This is a genomic window from Streptomyces sp. NPDC093801 (genome assembly GCF_040701585.1).
GTDB lineage: Bacteria > Actinomycetota > Actinomycetes > Streptomycetales > Streptomycetaceae > Streptomyces.
In genome coordinates this window covers 94,953-115,041 of the sequence record NZ_JBFBDP010000013.1, presented here as the reverse complement: position 1 = coordinate 115,041, position 20,089 = coordinate 94,953, and the positions used below count along the sequence as shown (strand labels likewise).

24 protein-coding genes, 1 tRNA gene and 1 riboswitch are annotated in these 20,089 nt (G+C 71.3%); of the genes, 16 read left to right on the top strand and 9 right to left on the bottom strand.

From position 1 onward, the window contains the following. The first annotated feature begins 45 nt into the window (after positions 1 to 45). Positions 46 to 348, top strand: a complete 303-nt coding sequence (locus AB0469_RS17190) for a hypothetical protein (protein ID WP_042814502.1) — start codon at positions 46 to 48, stop codon at positions 346 to 348. A 182-nt stretch (positions 349 to 530) separates the two neighbouring features. Here the strand turns inward: AB0469_RS17190 and AB0469_RS17185 are convergent, their stop codons facing one another. Together AB0469_RS17185 and AB0469_RS17180 are read right to left on the bottom strand one after the other, a co-directional pair. Further along, positions 531 to 1,136 (bottom strand): nicotinamidase, encoded by a 606-nt coding sequence (locus tag AB0469_RS17185; RefSeq protein WP_366452210.1) that lies wholly within the window; start codon positions 1,134 to 1,136, stop codon positions 531 to 533. Between the two features lie 224 nt (positions 1,137 to 1,360). Then, a complete protein-coding gene (locus AB0469_RS17180; protein ID WP_366452209.1) occupies positions 1,361 to 2,689 on the bottom strand; it encodes a nicotinate phosphoribosyltransferase in 1,329 nt (442 codons plus the stop codon). A 98-nt stretch (positions 2,690 to 2,787) separates the two neighbouring features. Here AB0469_RS17180 and clpS point away from each other — a divergent pair, with 98 nt between their 5' ends. The 7 genes from clpS (at position 2,788) to AB0469_RS17145 (ending at position 7,526) form a co-directional block, all read left to right on the top strand. After that, a complete protein-coding gene (gene clpS, locus AB0469_RS17175; RefSeq protein WP_366452208.1) occupies positions 2,788 to 3,102 on the top strand; it encodes an ATP-dependent Clp protease adapter ClpS in 315 nt (104 codons plus the stop codon). Then, positions 3,102 to 3,701, top strand: a complete 600-nt coding sequence (locus AB0469_RS17170) for a DUF2017 domain-containing protein (protein ID WP_366452207.1) — start codon at positions 3,102 to 3,104, stop codon at positions 3,699 to 3,701. The genes clpS and AB0469_RS17170 overlap by 1 nt, the downstream gene beginning before the upstream one ends. Before the next feature lie 325 nt (positions 3,702 to 4,026). Continuing rightward, complete coding sequence (locus AB0469_RS17165) at positions 4,027 to 5,478, top strand: amino acid permease (protein ID WP_366452206.1); 1,452 nt, start codon at positions 4,027 to 4,029, stop codon at positions 5,476 to 5,478. A 125-nt stretch (positions 5,479 to 5,603) separates the two neighbouring features. After that, positions 5,604 to 6,026, top strand: coding sequence for a M67 family metallopeptidase (locus AB0469_RS17160; protein ID WP_366452205.1), 423 nt, complete (start codon positions 5,604 to 5,606; stop codon positions 6,024 to 6,026). A 77-nt stretch (positions 6,027 to 6,103) separates the two neighbouring features. Beyond that, entirely contained in the window at positions 6,104 to 6,211 is a 108-nt protein-coding gene (locus AB0469_RS17155; protein WP_311736929.1) for a putative leader peptide, read from the top strand. Positions 6,212 to 6,297: 86 nt separating this feature from the next. Beyond that, positions 6,298 to 6,576, top strand: coding sequence for a MoaD/ThiS family protein (locus AB0469_RS17150; RefSeq protein WP_366452204.1), 279 nt, complete (start codon positions 6,298 to 6,300; stop codon positions 6,574 to 6,576). Further along, positions 6,576 to 7,526 carry a cysteine synthase gene (locus AB0469_RS17145; RefSeq protein ID WP_366452203.1) on the top strand — a complete coding sequence of 317 codons (951 nt, stop codon included), beginning with the start codon at positions 6,576 to 6,578 and terminating at the stop codon, positions 7,524 to 7,526. The genes AB0469_RS17150 and AB0469_RS17145 overlap by 1 nt, the downstream gene beginning before the upstream one ends. 211 nt (positions 7,527 to 7,737) lie before the next feature. Here AB0469_RS17145 and AB0469_RS17140 read toward each other — a convergent pair whose 3' ends face one another. Beyond that, entirely contained in the window at positions 7,738 to 8,109 is a 372-nt protein-coding gene (locus AB0469_RS17140; RefSeq protein WP_366452201.1) for a DUF488 family protein, read from the bottom strand. Beyond that, the gene (locus AB0469_RS17135) at positions 8,106 to 8,528 is read right to left on the bottom strand and encodes a hypothetical protein (protein ID WP_366452200.1); all 423 of its coding nucleotides are present in this window, start codon (positions 8,526 to 8,528) and stop codon (positions 8,106 to 8,108) included. The genes AB0469_RS17140 and AB0469_RS17135 overlap by 4 nt, the downstream gene beginning before the upstream one ends. 206 nt (positions 8,529 to 8,734) lie before the next feature. On the opposite strand from AB0469_RS17135, the gene AB0469_RS17130 reads away from it, so the two are divergent. After that, positions 8,735 to 9,487 carry an MBL fold metallo-hydrolase gene (locus AB0469_RS17130; RefSeq protein ID WP_366452199.1) on the top strand — a complete coding sequence of 251 codons (753 nt, stop codon included), beginning with the start codon at positions 8,735 to 8,737 and terminating at the stop codon, positions 9,485 to 9,487. Positions 9,488 to 9,598: 111 nt separating this feature from the next. Here AB0469_RS17130 and AB0469_RS17125 read toward each other — a convergent pair whose 3' ends face one another. Beyond that, the gene (locus tag AB0469_RS17125; RefSeq protein WP_366452197.1) at positions 9,599 to 10,855 is read right to left on the bottom strand and encodes a PTS transporter subunit EIIC; all 1,257 of its coding nucleotides are present in this window, start codon (positions 10,853 to 10,855) and stop codon (positions 9,599 to 9,601) included. A gap of 251 nt (positions 10,856 to 11,106) precedes the next feature. After that, positions 11,107 to 12,408: a PTS transporter subunit EIIC gene (locus tag AB0469_RS17120; RefSeq protein WP_366452195.1), complete on the bottom strand. Its 1,302-nt coding sequence runs from the start codon at positions 12,406 to 12,408 to the stop codon at positions 11,107 to 11,109. A 141-nt stretch (positions 12,409 to 12,549) separates the two neighbouring features. On the opposite strand from AB0469_RS17120, the gene AB0469_RS17115 reads away from it, so the two are divergent. The 4 genes from AB0469_RS17115 to rdgB all read left to right on the top strand — a co-directional run bounded on the left by AB0469_RS17115 (position 12,550) and on the right by rdgB (position 14,906). Further along, the gene (locus AB0469_RS17115; protein WP_366452194.1) at positions 12,550 to 12,861 is read left to right on the top strand and encodes a PTS glucose/sucrose transporter subunit IIB; all 312 of its coding nucleotides are present in this window, start codon (positions 12,550 to 12,552) and stop codon (positions 12,859 to 12,861) included. A gap of 180 nt (positions 12,862 to 13,041) precedes the next feature. Continuing rightward, on the top strand, positions 13,042 to 13,776 hold the full coding sequence (gene rph / locus AB0469_RS17110) for a ribonuclease PH (RefSeq protein ID WP_042809242.1): 735 nt from the start codon (positions 13,042 to 13,044) through the stop codon (positions 13,774 to 13,776). Between the two features lie 96 nt (positions 13,777 to 13,872). Continuing rightward, the gene (locus tag AB0469_RS17105) at positions 13,873 to 14,274 is read left to right on the top strand and encodes a hypothetical protein (protein ID WP_366452193.1); all 402 of its coding nucleotides are present in this window, start codon (positions 13,873 to 13,875) and stop codon (positions 14,272 to 14,274) included. A gap of 29 nt (positions 14,275 to 14,303) precedes the next feature. Further along, a complete protein-coding gene (gene rdgB / locus AB0469_RS17100; RefSeq protein WP_366452191.1) occupies positions 14,304 to 14,906 on the top strand; it encodes an RdgB/HAM1 family non-canonical purine NTP pyrophosphatase in 603 nt (200 codons plus the stop codon). A 70-nt stretch (positions 14,907 to 14,976) separates the two neighbouring features. Here the strand turns inward: rdgB and AB0469_RS17095 are convergent. Both AB0469_RS17095 and bcp read right to left on the bottom strand, forming a co-directional pair. After that, positions 14,977 to 15,060 (bottom strand) — tRNA-Leu (locus AB0469_RS17095). A gap of 695 nt (positions 15,061 to 15,755) precedes the next feature. After that, positions 15,756 to 16,223 (bottom strand): thioredoxin-dependent thiol peroxidase, encoded by a 468-nt coding sequence (gene bcp, locus AB0469_RS17090; RefSeq protein WP_366452190.1) that lies wholly within the window; start codon positions 16,221 to 16,223, stop codon positions 15,756 to 15,758. 116 nt (positions 16,224 to 16,339) lie between these two features. On the opposite strand from bcp, the gene AB0469_RS17085 reads away from it, so the two are divergent. From AB0469_RS17085 to AB0469_RS17075, 3 genes are all read left to right on the top strand, one after another. Continuing rightward, positions 16,340 to 16,657, top strand: coding sequence for a DUF3618 domain-containing protein (locus AB0469_RS17085; protein WP_366452189.1), 318 nt, complete (start codon positions 16,340 to 16,342; stop codon positions 16,655 to 16,657). A gap of 49 nt (positions 16,658 to 16,706) precedes the next feature. Further along, complete coding sequence (locus AB0469_RS17080; RefSeq protein WP_366452188.1) at positions 16,707 to 17,048, top strand: co-chaperone GroES; 342 nt, start codon at positions 16,707 to 16,709, stop codon at positions 17,046 to 17,048. An 80-nt stretch (positions 17,049 to 17,128) separates the two neighbouring features. After that, a riboswitch (guanidine-III (ykkC-III) riboswitch) is annotated at positions 17,129 to 17,197 on the top strand. A 31-nt stretch (positions 17,198 to 17,228) separates the two neighbouring features. After that, on the top strand, positions 17,229 to 17,549 hold the full coding sequence (locus AB0469_RS17075) for a multidrug efflux SMR transporter (protein ID WP_365158244.1): 321 nt from the start codon (positions 17,229 to 17,231) through the stop codon (positions 17,547 to 17,549). 7 nt (positions 17,550 to 17,556) lie between these two features. Here the strand turns inward: AB0469_RS17075 and AB0469_RS17070 are convergent, their stop codons facing one another. Next, positions 17,557 to 19,995, bottom strand: coding sequence for a transglycosylase domain-containing protein (locus tag AB0469_RS17070; protein WP_366452187.1), 2,439 nt, complete (start codon positions 19,993 to 19,995; stop codon positions 17,557 to 17,559). Positions 19,996 to 20,089 lie beyond the last annotated feature (94 nt).

Here is a 20,089-nt window from a genome sequence, read left to right as displayed (position 1 = left end):
TAGATGCACGGACGACTGTTCTTATTGACGGGGGAGCTGGAGATCATGCCAGGTGGAGGTTTCGTCAGACTGCCGGGCGGCAGCGTCGTGGTCGCGCTGACGCTGCCGAGGCCGTCCGGCGAGGGCGGGAACGTCCGCGTGCTGGTGCACGCCGCGAACCGGGCCCGCGCCCTGACCAGGCTGCGGAACCTCGGCATGCGGGCGGTGTACCTCCGCGGCAACGCCCAGCCGCCGACCCCGGACGAGATCACGGCCGTCCTCCACCACCCGGACGGCCTGCTGTGGCGGGGCGCCCCGGACGGCACCGCGGAGCTGTGGCACCCGATCAGGGCCCTGCTGGGGAACTAGGAGCTAGGGGGTGTCCCCCTGGGCCGGGGGGTGTCCCCCCGGGCCGCCGCGGCGGTCCTGACGGCTGCGGCGGGGTCCTGCGGCGCCCCGGCGGCCCGGGCGCGCCCGGAGGGCGCCCAGGGGCGGCCGGGGGGCCTTCGCGGCCCCGGCGGCGGCCGGCGCCCTGCGGGGTGCGCCGGGGGTCAGCCGCGGCCGCGGGCCGGCGCGGTGCCGACGAGGGCCACCCCGGCCGCCCGGAGCTCCTCCAGGGCCTTCTCGGTGGTGTGCGGGGCCACGGCGGCCGTCAGGTCCAGCAGGACGCGGGTGGTGAACCCCTCGCGGGCCGCGTCGAGGGCGGTGGCGCGGACGCAGTGGTCGGTGGCGATGCCGACGACGTCCACCTCGTCCACGTTCCGCTCGCGCAGCCACCGTGCGAGTCCCTCGCCGTTCTCGTCGGTGCCCTCGAACCCGCTGTACGCGGCCTCGTACGCACCCTTGTCGAAGACGGCGGCGACGGCCCCCGAGGCGACGGCCGGCGCGAAGTTCGGGTGGAACCCGACGCCCTCGGTCCCTGCGACGCAGTGCACGGGCCAGGAGTTCTCGTAGTCCGGCTCCGCCGGGGGGCGGGCGAAGTGCGGGCCGGGGTCGACGTGGTGGTCGCGCGTCGCCACGACGTGCCGGTAGCCGGCGGTGGCGTTCCCGATCAGCTCGGTGATCGCGGCGGCGACGTCGGCGCCGCCGGTGACCGCGAGGCTGCCGCCTTCGCAGAAGTCGTTCTGTACGTCGACGACGATCAGTGCGCGGTGCATGTCGCGTGCCCTTCGGCTCGGTGTGGATGTCGTACGTGCGGCGCGTCGGGCCCTGCGGGTGCTCTTCCCCCACCCCGCCCCTTCCCGAAACGGGCCCCCCGGCCCCGCCGCGGCTGCGCCCGGACCCGGATCCGTGCGCTCCGCGCCCGGCGGGCCCGAACGCCGCGCGGGGTGCGTACGGCCCTGCCCGCGTTCGAGCGCCGGGCCCGGCAGGCCCGGGCCGGTCAGGCGTACTCGGTCGGGATCACCGGCTCGCCCCGGGACAGCTGCGTCGCCGAGAGGGGAAGGCCGGCCCGGGCCCGGCGGTGCCGGGCGCGCACCGTGTCCAGGGGCTCGCGGGCCACCACCTCGCCCCCCTTGACCAGCTGGACCAGCAGCTGCCGGCCGGCCAGGGCCGCCGGGACCGGCCCGGTCCCTACCACCTCCGCCTCCGCCACCCCGTCGGCGTCCACCCGCCGCGCCGCCCACTTGCGGCCGCCGATCGACGTCTTCCCGCCCGAGGACTTCTTCGCGACCGGCACCAGCGGGGCCTTCGGGTCCGCCGACTCCGCCCGCGCGACCAGCTTGTAGACCATCGAGCACGTCGGGTGCCCGCTGCCCGTCACCAGCTGCGTGCCCACGCCGTACGCGTCCACCGGCGCCGCCGCCAGCGAGGCGATGGCGTACTCGTCCAGGTCGGAGGTGACCACGATCCGCGTGTCCGTCGCCCCCAGCTCGTCGAGCTGCTGGCGCACGCGGTGCGCGACCAGCAGCAGGTCGCCGGAGTCGATCCGGACCGCGCCCAGCCCCGTCCCGGCGACCTCCACGGCCGTGCGGACGGCCTCCGCCACGTCGTAGGTGTCCACCAGGAGGGTGGTTCCGGAGCCCAGCGAGGCCACCTGCGCGGTGAACGCGTCCCGCTCGCTGTCGTGCAGCAGGGTGAAGGCGTGCGCGCTGGTGCCGACGGTCGGGATCCCGTAGCGGAACCCGGCCGCCAGGTCGGAGGTCGAGGTGAAGCCGCCCACGTAAGCGGCCCGCGAGGCCGCGACCGCCGCGAGCTCGTGCGTCCGGCGCGCGCCCATCTCGATCAGCGGCCGGTCGCCCGCCGCCGAGGCCATCCGGGAGGCGGCGGCCGCGATCGCCGAGTCGTGGTTGAGGATCGACAGGACGACCGTCTCCAGCAGCACGCACTCGGCGAAGCTGCCCTCGACGCGCAGCACCGGGGACCCGGGGAAGTAGACCTCCCCCTCCGGGTAGCCCCAGATGTCACCCGAGAAGCGGTACGAGGCCAGCCAGTCCAGGGTCCGCATGTCGACGACGGCCCGCTCGCGCAGGAACTCCAGCACCGCTCCGTCGAAGCGGAAGTTCTCCACGGCGTCCAGGACGCGCCCGGTCCCCGCCAGCACGCCGTAGCGGCGCCCCTCGGGAAGCCGCCGGGTGAAGACCTCGAAGACGGAGCGTCGGTCGGCCGTGCCGTTGGCCAGCGCGGCCTGCAGCATCGTGAGCTCGTAGTGGTCGGTGAAGAGCGCTGTCGACGGCACGTCCACCGGCAGGCCCAGGTCCGCAGGGTTCATGACACGGATGCTAGCGCACATTTCGTCAAAGTGACGAGATGTAGGGCGGGGGGCGGCGCGGGGGCCCGTTTGTGCGACGGGCCCGTCACAGTGGCAGCATGGGACAAGTGAGTGTTGCTCCCATTGAGATCGAACGGACCGAGTCGGCAGAGGAGACCTTCGCGGTCCCGGAACCGGACGTCCCCTGGGTGACCCTGGTCCACAACGACCCGGTCAACCTCATGAGCTACGTGACGTACGTGTTCCAGGCGTACTTCGGCTACCCCAAGGACAAGGCGACCAGGCTGATGCTCGACGTCCACAACAAGGGACGGGCGGTCGTCTCCAGCGGCACCCGCGAGGAGATGGAGCGCGACGTGCAGGCGATGCACGGCTACGGGCTCTGGGCGACCCTCTCGCAGGACCGCACCTGATGGGCGGCGTGTTCGAGCCGCTGAAGGGCGGCGGGGCCGCCGTCGCGCTGGACGAGATCGAGATCTCCATCCTGCGCTCCCTCGCGGTGCAGCTGCTGGAGCTGATCGGCCCCGGCGAGCCGGAGCCCGCCGAGGACGCCGATCCGCTGGCCGTGCTGTTCGCCGCCGAGGGGCCCACCGAGCCCCCGTCCGACCCGGCGCTGGCCCGGCTGTTCCCCGACGCCTACGGGGGCCCCGGCGCGGGCCCCGGCGAGGATCCGGAGGAGCTGCGCGCCCGTTCGGCGGAGTTCCGCCGCTTCACCGAGAACGACCTGCGCACCCGCAAGCGGGAGGACGCGCTGGCCGTCGTGCGCAGCCTCGACGCGCTCACCCCGGGCGGGGACGGGGCGGCGGTGCTGGAGCTGGGCGGGGAGCTTCCGCTGCGCTGGCTCGGCGCCCTCAACGACCTGCGGCTGACCATCGCGGCCCGGCTGGAGATCGCCGACGACGAGCAGAGCGGGGAGCTGTACCGGCTGCCGGACGACGACCCGCGCAAGCCGATGGTGATGGCGTACCTCTGGCTGGGCGGCCTCCAGGAGACCCTCGTCGAGACCCTCTGAGGCCCCCGGAGGGCCTCGTTGCGCACGCCGTTCGCTCAGCGGACGCTCAAATCCGGATAACGATCAGATCACCGCCATGCGGTGATCTGATCTATTTCATGTCGTATGTCCGGATTTAAACCCTCCCTACGTCGCATTTCGCCCCTTCCTCCTCCCCTAAGCGCGTGATAAATCTTCACGACCGCCGACGGGACGCCACCCATGTCCCCCGGCCCGCTTGAACCGGCTGACCGCCGGGTGCAACTCCATCCGTATCCGGGGGGATCGAGGACCCGATCCGCAGCCGTTCGAGGCGCGGGTCGGCGTGGAGAAAGGCGCACCAAACATGACCTCTGTGCAGGTCGAGCAGCACGACAGGACGCCCGGCGAGGGCGCGCAGGGCGAGGGCGACGGCGAGGGTTACCACCGCGCGCTCGGCGCCCGCCAGATCCAGATGATCGCGATCGGCGGGGCCATCGGCACCGGCCTGTTCCTGGGCGCGGGCAAGGCGATCTCGAAGGCCGGGCCCAGCCTGATCCTGGCCTACGCGATCGTCGGCCTGGTCATCTTCTTCATCATGCGGGCCCTGGGCGAGCTGCTCATGTACCGCCCCGTGTCGGGCTCCTTCTCCGACTACGCCCGCGAGTTCCTCGGCCCGTTCTGGGGCTACGCGACCGGCTGGACGTACTGGCTGTTCTGGGTCGTCACCGGCATCACCGAGGTGACCGCCGCCGCGAAGTACATGTCGTACTGGACGCACGACAGCTTCCCGCAGTGGGCCTACGCGCTGATCTTCACGGTCATCCTCTACGCCGCCAACCTGATCTCCGTGAAGCTCTTCGGCGAGCTGGAGTTCTGGTTCTCCATGGTCAAGGTCACCGCCATCGTCGGCATGATCCTGATCTGCGCCGGCATCCTCACCGTCGGCTTCTCCGACGCCGCCGCCGGCGCCTCCGTCTCCAACCTCTGGAACGACCGCGGCTTCTTCCCCAACGGCATCGGCGAGACGCTGATGACCCTGCAGATCGTCGTGTTCGCCTTCCTCGCGGTCGAACTGGTCGGCGTCACCGCCGGCGAGTCCAAGGACCCGGCGAAGACCTTGCCCAAGGCCATCAACACCGTGCCGTGGCGCATCGCCGTCTTCTACGTCGGCGCGCTGATCATGATCATGTCGGTCATCCCGTGGTCCAACTTCAAGGCCGGCGAGAGCCCCTTCGTCCTCGCCTTCGAGAAGATGGGCCTGGGCATCGGCGCGGCCATCGTCAACTTCGTCGTCCTGACCGCCGCCCTGTCCTCCTGCAACTCGGGCATGTACTCCACCGGCCGCATGCTGCGCGACCTCGCGCTCAACGGCCAGGGCCCGAAGTTCTTCACCAAGCTCACCAAGAGCGGCACCCCGCTCGTCGGCACCACCTTCTCCGCCGCCCTCATGCTCGTCGGCGTCTGGATCAACTACGTCGCCCCCGGCAAGGCCTTCGACTACGTCGTCTCCTTCGCCACCATCTCCGGCATGTGGGCCTGGATCGTCATCCTCGTCTGCCAGATCCGCTACCGCGCCAAGGCCGACCGCGGCGAACTGCCCCAGTCGGCCTTCCGCACCCCGGGCGCCCCGTACACCAGCTACTTCTCGCTGGCCTTCATCGGCATGGTCATCGTGATGATGGGCGTCGACAAGGACTCCCGCGTCTCGCTGTACTGCGCCCCGCTGTGGGGTCTGATCCTCGGCGTGTCCTGGCTCGTCCTCAAGGCCCGCAGCTCCGGCGGAGCCGAGCTGGAGAAGGCCTCGACCTCCGCGTAGCCGACACGGGTCCCGGCCGCCTGTCACGGCCGGGAACCGCGCTCCCGCGGACCTCGTGTCCAACATCCGGGCCCTCCCGTACCACACCTCGGTACGGGAGGGCCCGTCTGCATATCCTGTGGCCCATGCTGACCCTCACCCAGGCCCTGTACGACCTGATCGTCGAGCACGCCCGCAAGGACCACCCCGACGAGGCGTGCGGCGTGGTGGCCGGCCCGGCGGGCACCGGCCGCCCGGAGCGGTTCATCCCGATGCTCAACGCGGCCCGCTCGCCCACGTTCTACGAGTTCGACTCGAAGGACCTGCTGAAGCTCTACCGCGAACTCGACGACCGGGACGAAGAGCCCGTGATCGTCTACCACTCGCACACCGCGACCGAGGCCTACCCCTCCCGCACGGACGTCACCTACGCCAACGAGCCCGGCGCCCACTACGTCCTGGTCTCCACGGCCGACACCGACGGCCTCGGCGAGTTCCAGTTCCGCTCGTACCGCATCGTCGACGGCGTGATCACGGAGGAAGAAGTGCAGGTCGTCGAGGCCTACTGACCACCATGTGAGCCGACGGCGTCCACGATGCGGGATCACACTCCAAACGGGGGACCGGGAATCGTTAACATGACCGCATGGTTTCCCACGACGTGAGCATCGAGACGCCCGGCAGGCTGCTGCTCGTGGCGCGGCTGCACGTCGACCTGTGCCGCCTCGCCAGCGCCATCTGTCCCGCCGCCTGAGCACCACGGCCCCGCGCGCGGGCCGCACGAGAGCGCGCCCTCACGCTTCCTCACCCTCCTCCTTCACGACACTGGAGCCCGCTGCCATGGCCATCGAGGTCCGCATCCCCACCATCCTCCGCACCTACACCGACGGCGAGAAGGCCGTGAACGGCGAGGGCGCCACCCTCTCCGAGCTGTTCGCGGACCTGGAGACCCGTCACAAGGGCATCGAGGCGCGCCTCCTGGAGGACGGCAAGCTGCGCCGCTTCGTCAACGTCTACCTCAACGACGAGGACGTCCGCTTCATCGACGGCATCGCCACCGCCCTCAAGGACGGCGACAGCGTCACCATCCTCCCGGCCGTGGCCGGCGGCTCGAAGTAATGCGCTACGACTCCCCGCTCGCGGCGGTCGGCAACACCCCGCTGGTCCGCCTGCCGCGGCTGTCCCCCTCGGAGGACGTCCGGATCTGGGCCAAGCTGGAGGACCGCAACCCGACCGGCTCGATCAAGGACCGCCCGGCGCTCCACATGATCGAGCAGGCGGAGAAGGACGGCCGGCTCTTCCCCGGCTGCACCATCCTGGAGCCCACCTCCGGCAACACGGGCATCTCGCTCGCGATGGCCGCGAAGCTCAAGGGCTACCGGATCGTGTGCGTGATGCCGGAGAACACCTCGCAGGAGCGCCGCGACCTTCTCGCGATGTGGGGAGCGGAGATCATCTCGTCGCCGGCCGCGGGCGGCTCGAACACCGCGGTGCGCGTGGCGAAGGAACTGGCGGCGGAGCACCCCGACTGGGTGATGCTCTACCAGTACGGCAACCCGGACAACGCGGGCGCCCACTACGCCACGACCGGCCCCGAGATCCTGGCGGACCTCCCCTCGATCACCCACTTCGTGGCCGGCCTGGGCACGACGGGCACCCTGATGGGCGTCGGCCGCTACCTGCGCGAGCAGGTGCCCGGGGTGAAGATCGTGGCCGCGGAGCCGCGGTACGACGACCTCGTCTACGGACTGCGCAACCTCGACGAGGGCTTCGTCCCCGAGCTGTACGACGCCTCGGTCCTGACGACCCGCTACTCGGTGGGCTCGGCGGACGCGGTGACGCGCACCCGTGAACTCCTCCAGCAGGAGGGCATCTTCGCGGGCGTCTCCACCGGCGCCGCCCTGCACGCGGCGATCGGCGTCGGCCGCAAGGCGGTCGCCGCCGGCGAATCCGCCGACATCGTGTTCGTCGTCGCCGACGGGGGCTGGAAGTACCTGTCGACGGGCGTCTACACGGCGGCGACGACGGAGGAGGCCATCGAGGTCCTCCAGGGCCAGCTCTGGGCGTAGGCCCCCAGGGGGCCCCGCCCCCGGACCCCGCGCGGCTCCTGCAACCCCGCCGGCGTTCGGGGCGACGGGCGCGGGGCGCCCGTGCGGGGTCAGGGGCGGAGCCCCCGGAAACGGTGGAAGGGCGGGTGGGGGACCGGCTCCGCGCAGCGGCAACCCCGGCCCCGCGGCCCCGGCCGGCACCCCGCCCCGGCGGTACCGTCCGGCCCGGGGGTCACGGTGCCAGGTGCTCCGCCAGGACCGCGGCGTGGCTGTCCCCGGGGTCACGGACCGCGGTGAGCAGCGTCAGCGGGCCGGCCGCCGCGAGCGAGCGGAGCCGCTCCAGCTCCGCCGCGGCCCCCGGCTCCGCCAGTTCCGCCTCGTACCGCGCCCGGAACTCCCGCGCCGAGCCGCCGTCGTGGAACCACTTGCGCAGTTCCCCGGACGGGGTCACCGCCTTCGGCCACTCGTCCACCGCGGCCGCCTCCTTCGACAGCCCGCGCGGCCACAGCCGGTCCACGAGGACCCGCACGCCGTCCGCCTCCGGCTCGGGGGGATCGTAGACGCGCCGCAGCCTGATGTTCCGCCCGGTGTTCCGCCCGGTCATCCGGTACCGCCTCCCAGCCCCTTGGCCTCGTCCCACAGCGCCGGGTCCAGCGTGCCCAGCCGCTTGCGGAACTCCCACACCGAGACCTCCTGCGGCCGGTCCGCCTCCAGGAAGCCGCCGCGGCCCCCGACGCCCGCCATGCCCGGCGGCAGCGGGACGACCCCGGGCCGCCGGTCGTCGTACTTGCCCACGATCCACGCCACCCGCGCCGACGCCCGGTGCGGCCGCGCCGACAGCACCAGGCAGGGCCGCCCGTCCGCCAGGCACCACAGCTCACCGGGCCGCACCCGCGGCGGCGGCCCCAGCCCGTGCGGCGGCGCCGGGGGCGCGGCCGCACGCCTCCTGACGTGCCGGGGGACCAGCACCGCCACCACCACGGCGACCGCCGCCACCACGGCGAACCACCAGGACGTGTCCATGGACCGACCGTAGCCGCGTCGGCCACCCCCGGCGCGGCAGCGACGCGGCAACGCACGTACCCGCCGTCGCTCCCCTGGGTGACAGCACAGGTGATTCCCCCCACAACGGCCTGCCGCGGAGGAGCGACCGGAGGTTTCGCGCCTTACGCTCGACGCACGCACGGCCCGCACTCCGTCCACGGCCCGTCCACGGAGGTTCACGCTCCATGAAGCTCACCGTCGTCGGCTGTTCGGGGTCCTTCCCGTCAGCGGATTCGGCTTGTTCGAGCTATCTCGTCGAGGCCGACGGCTTCCGGCTGCTCCTCGACATGGGCAACGGCTCCCTCGGCGCGCTCCAGCGCCACTGCGGTCTGTACGACCTCGACGCGGTCTTCCTGAGCCATCTGCACGCCGACCACTGCATCGACATGTGCGCCTACTTCGTCGCCCGCTACTACCGCCACGAGGGCGGCCGCTGCGCCCCCCTGCCGGTGTACGGGCCGGAGGGCACCGAGCAGCGGCTGACCACCGCCTACGACGACGTCCCGGACGAGCGCTCCATGAGCGAGGTCTTCGACTTCCGCACCCTGAAGTCCGCCGGCTTCGAGATCGGCCCGTTCACGGTCCGCACCGAGCGGGTCAGCCACCCGGTCGAGTCGTACGGGATCCGCATCGAGCACGGCGGGCGGGTGCTGGCGTACTCCGGGGACACCGGGGCCTGCCCCGAGCTGGGGACGCTGGCCGAGGGCGCGGACCTGTTCCTGTGCGAGGCCTCCTTCACGCACGGCAAGGAGACCATCCCGGACCTCCACCTCAACGGCCGCGAGGCCGGCGAGTACGCGCGCGACGGCCGGGTCGGGCGGCTCGTGCTGACGCACATCCCGCCGTGGACCGACGCCGGGCAGAACCTGGCGGACGCCCGCGCGGTGTACGACGGACGCGTCGACCTCGCGCAGGCCGGCGCCGTCTACGAGGTCTGACGCGGCGGAGTACCCCCGAGCGCCCGGGCCCACCGAGCGGCAGCACGACGGAGCCCCCGCCCTCCCTTCCGGGAGAGCGGGGGCTCCGTCGCGTAGTGCCGCCTACGAAACTTACTTGGCCTCGGCCTTCGCCAGCTCGGCGAGCTCCTCGTCGGACTCGCGGCCCGGCGTCGGCAGGTTCCACTTGGTGATCGCGAAGCGGAAGATCACGTAGTAGAGCGCCGCGAAGCAGAGGCCGACCAGCGCCAGCCCGGCCGGGTTCGTGGCCTTGCCCAGGTTCAGCAGGTAGTCGATGGCGCCGGCGGAGAAGCCGAAGCCGTCCTTCATGCCCAGCGCCCAGGTCAGGGCCATGGAGACACCGGTCAGGACCGCGTGGACGGCGTAGAGCACCGGCGCGATGAACATGAAGGTGAACTCGATGGGCTCGGTCACGCCGGTGACGAACGAGGTCAGCGCGAGCGAGAACATCATGCCGCCGACGACCTTGCGGCGCTCGGGGCGGGCGCAGTGGACGATCGCGAGGCACGCGGCCGGCAGGGCGAACATCATGATCGGGAAGAAGCCGGTCATGAACTGCCCGGCGCTCGGGTCGCCGGCGAGGAAGCGGGCGATGTCGCCGCTCTTGCCGTTGTACTCGCCCGCCTGGAACCACGGGAAGGAGTTGAGCAGGTGGTGCATGCCGACCGCGATCAGGCCGCGGTTGGCGACGCCGAAGATGCCCGCGCCGACGGCGCCGGAACCGACGAGCCACTCGCCGAAGTTGTGCAGACCCGTGCCGAGGACCGGCCAGATGAGGCCGAAGACGATGCCGATCAGCAGGCCGGCGAAGGCCGAGAGGATCGGGACGAGGCGGCGGCCGCCGAAGAAGCCCGCCCACTCGGGGAGCTTGGTCCGGTAGAACTTCTGGTAGATAAGGGCGACCACGAGGCCCATGACGACGCCGCCGAGCACCTTGGCGTCCACCGGCGCCTCGACCATGGCGATCTTCCCGTCGACCACCTTGGCGATCTTCGGGAGGTTGGAGTCGGTGAACGTGGCGAGCACGTTCTTGAAGACCAGGTAGCCGGTGACGGCGGCGAGCGCGGTCGAGCCGTCCGACTTCTTCGCGTAGCCGATCGCGATGCCCACGGCGAACAGCAGCGCCATGTTGTCCAGGATCGCGCCGCCGCCCGCGGACATGTAGCCGGCGATCTTGTTGATGAACTCCGGCATCGAGGCCGAGCCCAGCATGTCCTTGTCGCCGAGACGGACCAGCAGTGCGGCGGCCGGCAGCACCGCGACGGGGAGCATGAGGCTCCGGCCGATGCGCTGCATGACGGCCATCACGCCAGCGCCCTTCTTCTTCTCCGCAGCGGTCGCTGTGGACATGGGCTTCCTCCAGTGGGCAAGGCGCTGCCAGGGGACATGGGAAAATGGGGGTGGCGGCGTCTCGGAAGAGACCGCTGGCTGCTCGGCAGCTGCATGGTCTACACCATTAGGTGGTGTAGACCAGTTGTAGCACGGTCGGGGTTAGATAAGGAACCTTCGATTTTGTGTGGCCTGGGTCACAGGAAGAAGGGCCTCCGGATCGCTGGATCCGAAGGCCCGGGCCTTGCGTCACAAGGGGCTCGCCCCCAGGGCTACGCCTTGGTGTTCTCCCGCCGCATCGCCTCGATCTCCTCGTCCGACTCCCGCCCCGGCGTGGGGATCCCGAACTTCGTGATCGCGAAGCGGAAGACGACGTAGTACACCGCCGCGAAGCACAGGCCGATCGGAATGATCAGCAGCGGTTTCGTCGCCAGGCTGAAGTTGATGACGTAGTCGATCAGGCCCGCGGAGAAGGCGAAGCCGTCGTGGACCCCCAGCGCCCACGACACCGCCATCGACACGCCCGTCAGCACCGCGTGCACCGCGTACAGCACCGGCGCGACGAAGAGGAACGAGTACTCGATCGGCTCCGTGATCCCCGTGACGAACGAGGTCAGCCCGACCGACAGCATCAGACCGGCGACCTCCTTGCGCCGCTGCGGCTTCGCGCAGTGCGTGATCGCCAGCGCCGCCGCGGGCAGCGCGAACATCATGATCGGGAAGAAGCCGGTCGTGAACTGCCCCGCGTCCGGGTCGCCCGCCAGGAACATGTTGATGTCACCGTGCACCGTCGTCCCGTCCGGCTTGGTGTAGCTGCCGAACTGGAACCACACCGGCACGTTCAGGAACTGGTGCAGGCCGACCACCAGCAGCGCGCGGTTCGCCACCCCGAAGACGCCCGACCCCCAGGGCCCCAGCCGCGTCAGCCAGTCGGAGAAGCTCTCCAGCGCGGCGCCCACCGGCGGCCAGATCCACAGGCACAGCGCGGCGAACGCGATCGCCACGAACGACATGACGATCGGCACCAGCCGGCGGCCGTTGAAGAAGCCCAGCCAGTCGACCAGCCTCACCCGGTGGAAACGCTGCCAGAACCAGGCGGTCAGCAGGCCCATGACGATGCCGCCGAACACCCCCGGGTTCTGGTACGTGAACTCCACGAAGGTGTTGTTCGGCCCCAGGCAGCCGCCGCGGATGTCGACGGTCCCGGCCGGACAGACATTGGGGAACGCGTGCAGCACCCCCCGGTAGACCAGGAAGCCCGCCACCGCGGCCAGCGCCGTCGAACCGTCCGCCTTCTTCGCCATCCCGATCGAGACGCCGACGCAGAAGAGGAGCGGCAGGCCGATGTCCGCGTTCAGCAGGGCGCCGCCCGCGGCCGCCATCACCTTCGCCACGACCGTCCAGCCCAGGCCCTCCTCGCCCAGGACCCGGGCCTGCCCCAGCCCGATGAGCAGCCCGGCCGCCGGCAGCACCGCGATCGGCAGCTGGAGACTGCGCCCCATCTTCTGCAGCCCCGGGTACAGGCCGCTCCACCACTTCGGCTGCGGTGCCGCCTCGGCACTGCTCGCGCTCATCCGCGTCCTCCCTGTGCCGGGCCCGCTTTTGGGCAGCCGCAGCACGTGCGGCACACTGGTGTAGACCAGCTGTGGGCAGGGTGCTGCTGATCGTCATCATTCGGCAGACGTCCCGCTCCCGCTCGCGTAGATGGGCCAACCGTGAGCTACCGTGACGAAGCGGACGCAGCTGGTTACGGCCGCCGAGACTCGTTCTTCGCCACACTCAGGGAGAAACACATGGCCACCAAGGCTGAGAAGATCGTCGCCGGGCTCGGCGGAATCGAGAACATCGAAGAGGTCGAGGGCTGCATCACCCGCCTGCGCACCGAGGTCATCAACCCCGAACTCGTCGACGAGGCCGCCCTGAAGGCCGCGGGCGCCCACGGCGTCGTCAAGATGGGCACCGCCGTCCAGGTCGTCATCGGCACGGACGCCGACCCCATCGCCGGCGAGATCGAAGACATGATGTGAAGCGCCCCCGCACCGCATGACGAGGACCCCGTACCGGCCCGACCGGACGGGGTCCACCCGTACCCGCCACCCCGCACCACCCCCGCCCCCACCCGTACCCGCCACCCCGCACCACCCCCGCACCCACCCGTACTCCCGCCCGTCACCCGGGCCGCCCCCGCAACGACTAGGCTCACAGCCATGTCTCGCATCGACGGCCGCACGCCCGAACAGCTCCGCCCGGTCACCATCGAACGCGGATGGAGCAAGCACGCCGAGGGCTCCGTCCTCATCTCCTTCGGAGACACCAAGGTCTTCTGCACCGCCTCCTTCACCGAAGGCGTCCCGCGCTGGCGCAAGGGCAGCGGCGAAGGCTGGGTCACCTCCGAGTACTCGATGCTGCCCCGCTCCACCAACACCCGCGGCGACCGCGAATCCGTCCGCGGCAAGATCGGCGGCCGCACCCACGAGATCTCCCGCCTCATCGGCCGCTCGCTGCGCGCCGTCATCGACTACAAGGCCCTCGGCGAGAACACCATCGTCCTCGACTGCGACGTCCTCCAGGCCGACGGCGGCACCCGCACCGCCGCCATCACCGGCGCCTACGTCGCCCTCGCCGACGCCATCGCCTGGGGCCAGCAGAAGAAGCTGATCAAGGCCGGCCGCAAGCCCCTCACCGGCACCGTCGCCGCCGTCAGCGTCGGCATCGTCGACGGCGTCCCGCTCCTCGACCTCTGCTACGAGGAGGACGTGCGCGCCGAGACCGACATGAACGTCGTCTGCACCGGCGACGGCCGCTTCGTCGAGGTCCAGGGCACCGCCGAGGGCGAGCCCTTCGACCGCAAGGAGCTCAACGCCCTCCTCGACCTCGCCGCCGGCGGCTGCGCCGACCTCGAAGCCCTCCAGCTCGCCGCCCTGGACCTCCAGGCCCCGTAGCAACCGCACGGCGCGGGCACGCGTCTACGCCGGTACGGGCGCACGGAGTCATCACCGTGCGCCCGTACCCGTACCCACACCCCCGGGGGGACCCGCATGAACCGCACCACGCCCACGCCCAAGCTCCGCGTCGCGGCCGTGGCCCTGGCCGCCGCCCTCACCGTCCCGGCCCTCACCTCCTGCGACGCCATCTCCACCGCGATGGACTGCGCCAACACGGCGGTCGCGATAGCCAACAGCGTCGACAACCTCCAGCAGGCCGTCTCGAACGCCGGCAACAGCGTCCAGGACACCCAGAACGCGCTGAACCAGATCGACACGGACCTGAAGAAGATCAAGGACCAGACCGGCAACGCCGACCTCGGCAAGGCCGTCGACTCCATGGCCACGGCCGTCAAGAACGTCCGCACCTCCGTGGAACAGGGCAACACCGCCCCCGACATCAAGCCCGTCGCGGACGCCGCGGCGGAGATCTCCAAGGTCTGCACCCCCGGCTGACGGCCCGGGCCGACCGCGATAATGGCGGCATGACCCGCCTGATCCTCGCCACCCGCAACGCGGGCAAAGTCACCGAACTCCGCGCCATCCTGTCCGACGCCGGCCTGCCGCACGAGCTGGTCGGCGCGGACGCGTACCCGGAGGTCCCGGACGTCAAGGAAACCGGCGTCACCTTCGCCGAGAACGCCCTCCTCAAGGCCCACGCCCTGGCCCGGGCCACCGGCCACCCCGCCATCGCCGACGACTCCGGCCTGTGCGTGGACGTCCTGAACGGCGCCCCCGGCATCTTCTCGGCCCGCTGGGCCGGCGCCCACGGCGACGACCGGGCGAACCTGGAACTCCTGCTCAACCAGCTCGGCGACATCGCCGACGAACACCGTGGCGCCCACTTCTTCTGCGCCGCCGCCCTCGCCCTCCCGGACGGCACCGAGCGCGTCGTCGAGGGCCGCCTCCTGGGCACCCTGCGCCACACCCCTTCGGGCGGCGGCGGCTTCGGCTACGACCCGATCCTCCAGCCCCTGGGCGAGACCCGCACCTGCGCGGAACTCACCCCGGCGGAGAAGAACGCCATCTCCCACCGCGGCCAGGCCTTCCGCGCCCTGATCCCGGTCCTGCGGGACCTGCTGGGCTGACGGCGCCCGCACAGCCCGAAGGCCCCGCGCGCGGATCCACGGATCCTGCGCACGGGGCCTTCGTCATGCGTGCGGTTGGGGGGACTCGAACCCCCACGGGTTTTACCCCACTGGGACCTAAACCCAGCGTGACTGCCAATTCCACCACAACCGCGACAGTTGGGGCAATCGGACATTGCTCCTTGAGTGGCTCCGCTCAGTCTACGGCGGAGGGTGTCCCCCGGGCGACAGGGTCACGTCGCCGCTTTCCGCACCACGTGTCCGTGAGGGAGTGGCAATTGGGACACAGATAGCGGAGGTTCTCGTGCCGGTTGTCGAGCCAGTCACCGCTGATGTGGTCGATCTGGAGGCAGATCGGCTGGCCCAGCCATGTGCCGGGGTTCCCGCAACCGGCACAGGCGTACGTGACCCCCGCCTCTTGCAAGGCCCGATGCAGTCGGGCGCGGTTGGTCCGGGGGGACCCGTCCGGCAGGACGACCAGAACGTCGGCGGCGACGGGCCGAGGTGCCGCCCTTGACGCGGCCGCCCAGGGGCGTCGTGTGAAATGGCTGACGTCGAGCCCGAGTCGGGCCACGTGCTCTCGGCGGAGGCCGCCGCGGCGGCGAGTTCGGCGGCGTTGAACGGAAGCTCGACGCCGGATCGCTCCGCCTCGGGGAAGTGGCTGATGTCGATGCCCGCCCCCGAGATCCGGCGCCCGATGTGGGACAGGGTGCCGGTGGCGGGTCTGGCCCCGAGCTTGACGGCGACTTCGCGGAACGTGCTCGAGACCGATATGCAGACGGTTGCGTCCGATAAGCGGAGCGGCCCGCACCGGGAGGGTGCGGGCCGCTCCTGGGGCCGGACGGGGGATCAGATGCCCAGGTCCTTGATGATCTTCGCTACGTGGCCCGTCGCCTTGACGTTGTAGAAGGCGTGCTCGACCTTGCCCTCCTCGTCCACGACCACCGTGGAGCGGATGACCCCGGTCACCGTCTTGCCGTACAGCTTCTTCTCGCCGAAGGCCCCGTACGCCGTCAGGACCTCCTTCTCCGGGTCGCCGACCAGGGTCACCTTCAGGTGCTCCTTCTCGCGGAACTTCGCGAGCTTCTCCGGCTTGTCGGGGGAGACACCGATGACGTCGTAGCCGGCCGCGGCCAGGACGTCCAGGTTGTCCGTGAAGTCGCAGGCCTGCTTCGTGCAGCCCGGGGTCAGGGCCGCCGGGTAGAAGTACACGATCACCTTGCGGCCCTTGTGGTCGGCAAGCGAGACCTCGTTGCCGTCCGCGTCGGGCAGGGTGAAGGCGGGGGCGGTGTCGCCCGGCTGGAGCCGCTCGCTCATGTCAGTGCTCTCCTCGGGAGGGGATCCGTACGGCATGAGCCTAAGCTGACTGAGCTGACAGACTGTCCATGACGGATCAAGCCCACACACGACGACACGACGACGGAGGCAGCGCGGTGCCGGAAGCCAGGACCCCCGCACAGATCGAGGCGGACATCGTCCGCCGCCGGGAGCAGCTCGCCGAGACGCTCGACGAGATCGGCGTGCGCATGCACCCGCAGACGATCATCGGGGACGCGAAGGCCAGGGTCGCCTCGACCGTCGACCACACCCTCGGGCGTGCCGTCGCGTCCGTCAACCGGCTCATCACCGACGTGACGGACGGCCTGCGCGACGAGAACGGCGCCCCGCGCATCGAGCGGATCGTGCCCGTGGCGCTGCTCGCGGCCGGGGCGGTCGGGCTGGTCGTGGTCTCCGTGCGCCGCAAGCGGTGATGCGCACCCTCCGGCGTGCGCCGCGCGCGGGGGCAGGTAGGTTCGGGGCGTGAGCGAGAACACCACCCACGACAAGCTGCCCATCCGCATGCTCCACGACCGCGTGCTCGTGAAGTCCGACTCCCCCGAGGGCGAACGGCGCTCGGGCGGCGGGATCCTGATCCCGGCGACGGCCGCGGTGGGCAAGCGGCTCGCCTGGGCCGAGGTGGTCGCGGTCGGGCAGAACGTACGGAGCGTGGAGCCCGGTGACCGTGTGCTGTACGACCCCGAGGACCGTGCCGAGGTCGAGGTGCGCGGGGCGACGTACGTGCTGATGCGCGAGCGGGACCTGCACGCCGTCGCGGCGGAGCGGCTGGAGGGGTCGGAGGACTCCACCGGGCTGTACCTCTGACGCGTCCCCCTGCCGCAGGCCCGCAGGGCGGGGAGGAGGGCTGGTGACCCTGGTCACCAGCCCTTTTTGCATGCCCTTTGCTACGGTGGTGGGGAACCACCCCGACGAGACGCGCCGTACCGGGTAGCTGGACGCAAAGACGACGCACCCCGTTCCGTTCTCGTCCCGGAGGTGCCTGTCATGGCCTGGTTCCTGCTTCTCGTCGCCGGTCTGCTCGAGGTCGGCTGGTCGATCGGTATGAAGTTCACCGAGGGTTTCACCCGGCTGTGGCCGTCCGTGTTCACCGGCGCCGGGATCGTCGCGAGCATGGTGCTGCTGTCGTACGCGGCCAAGACCCTGCCCATCGGTACGGCGTACGGGGTCTGGGTGGGCATCGGTGCGGCCGGTGCGGCGGTGCTCGGCATGGCGGTGCTGGGGGAGCCCGTGACCGCCGCCCGGATCTTCTTCATCTGCCTGCTGCTGGTCGCGGTGGTGGGGCTGAAGGCCACCTCCGGTCACTGACCGCCGGTCATTCGAGGAAGGCGGACGGGGGGCGGCGCGGGGTGAGGCCGCCTCCGGTGGTCTGGCCGCCGCCGTTGGTGTCGCCGCCCGTGGTCTGGCCCCCGGTGGTCTGGCCTCCGGTGGTCTGGCCGCCGTTCGTCTGCCCCCCGGTGGTCTGGCCGCCGCCGTTGGTGTCGCCGCCCGTGGTCTGGCCGCCGTTCGTCTGGCCGCCGTTGTTCTGACCGCCCTGGGTGCGGCCGCCGTTCGTCTGGCCGCCCTGGTTCTGCCCGCCGTTGTCCTGGCCGCCGTCGGGCCGGGTCGGCGGGTTGGGCCGGCCGCTCTGGTCCGGCGCCCACGGAGGGCGGCTGCCCTGCGGCGGCTGCGGGGTGCCGGTCTGCGCGGGCGGCGGGGGCTGGGCCGCGCCGGGCTGGAGCTCCAGGTCGAAGTCCTCCGGATCGCTGCCCTCCAGGGCCTTCTTCGTGTACGCCGCCCAGATCCGCGCCGGGTAGCCGCCGCCCCCGACGCGGGGCTCGCCCAGGGCCCCGTAGAGGGACTGGAGGGTGCCGGTGTCCGGGTCCTGGCCCATCATCGAGACCACGGTCACCAGGTCCGGGGTGTACGCGGCGAACCAGGCGGCGCGGTCCTGCTCGGCGGTGCCGGTCTTGCCCGCGGCCGGGCGTCCGGCGGCGAGGGCCTCGGTGCCGGTGCCGTTGTCCACGACGCTGTTCAGCATGGACGTGGTGGTGTCGGCCGCCTCGCGGCTGATGGCCTGCTGCGGGGTCCGGTCGGGCAGGTGGACGTTCTCCCCCTCCTTCGTGATCTTCTCCACGAGGGTGTACGGGGTGCGCCGGCCGTGGTCGGCGAGGGTGGCGTACGCCTGGGCCATGTCGAGCACGCTGGCCTGCATGGTGCCCAGCGCCATGGCCGGGCCGGCGTCGAAGTTCGGGGTGTCCTCGGGGATGCCGAGGTCGATGGCGGTCTGCTTGACCTTGGCCGTGCCGACGTCGACGACCATCTGGGCGAAGACCGTGTTCACGGAGAGGTCGGTGGCGGTGTTGACGGTGATCGGGCCGTAGGACTGCTGGCCCTCGTTCTCCGGGGCGTACGGGATCCGGGTGCCGACCACGGGGCGCTTGTTGTCGCCGTTGTAGACCGTGTTCGGGGTGATCCGGCGGCCGTCGCGGGTGCGGGAGTCGTTCTCGACGGCGGAGGCGAAGACGAAGGGCTTGAAGGTGGAGGCCACCTGGTAGTCGTGCCGGGTCGCGTTGTTGACGTACTGCTTGGTGTAGTCGGTGCCGCCGTACAGGGCGACGACCTTGCCGGTGGCCGGGTCGATGGAGGCCCCGCCGGCCCGCACCACCCGGTCGGCCGGCCGTGCCGCCGGGTCGAGCTTGTCGGCCATCTGCTTCTGGACGGCGTCGACGAAGGCGTTCTCGCGGCGCTTGTCGATGGTGGTGGTGATCCGGTAGCCGCCCTCGGCGAGGGTCTTGTCGTCGAGGATGCCGTGGTCGGTGATGTAGTCCCGGACGGCCTCCACGAGGTAGCCGCGCTGGCCGGAGAGGCCGGCGGCGGCGCGGACCTTGCCGGGCTCGGGGAAGGTGGCCGCGGCCCGCTCCTGCGGGGTCATCCACTTCTTCTTGACCATGCCGTCGAGCACGTAGTTCCAGCGGGCGAGGGCGCGGTCGCGGCTCTGCGGGTGCGCGACGACGTCGAAGGCGCTGGGGGAGTTGAGGAGGGTGGCGAGGTAGGCGCCCTCGGAGGTGGTGAGCTTGTTGACGTCCTTGCCGTAGTAGGCCTGGGCGGCGGCCTGGATGCCGTAGGCGTTGCGGCCGAAGTAGCTGGTGTTGAGGTAGCCCTCCAGGATGTAGTCCTTCGACTTCTCGCGACCGAGTTTGATCGCGATGAAGAACTCCTTGACCTTGCGTTTGATGGTCTGTTCCTGGCCCAGGTAGTAGTTCTTGACGTACTGCTGGGTGATGGTGGAGCCGGACTGCGTGCCCTTGCCGGTCGCGGTGTTCCAGGCGGCGCGGACCATCGCCTTGGGGTCCACCGCCCGTTCGGAGTAGAAGTCGCGGTCCTCGGCGGCCAGCACCGCCTCCTGGACGCTGCGGGGGACCTGGGACAGCGGCACGTTGACGCGGTTGACCTCGCCGTCGCGGGCGAGGGGGGAGCCGTCGGCGTAGAGGTACACGTTGGACTGGGCGGTGGCGGCCGCGTTGGCCGGGGGGATGTCGACCAGCAGGTAGCCGGCGACGAGCATGCCGCCGACCAGTACGACGAGCAGCAGGATCCCGCCGACGACCATGCGCCAGGTGGGGACGAGGCGGCGCCATCCGGTGCGCCGGCGCCCGTTCCTCCCGCCCTTGGGCGCGCCGCCGGACGTGCCGCGGGGCGCAGGGCCGCCCCCGGGCCGGGGGGTGTCCGGATCGCGAGGGGTCCAGCCCTGGGGCGGTGACTGGTCGCTCATCTCCGGGACTCCTCGTGACCGTGTGAATTAACCACATTTGTACCTCATGGCAGCTGCCCGGCGGCCGCTGGCTCCGCTCCGGGCGGGCAGGAAA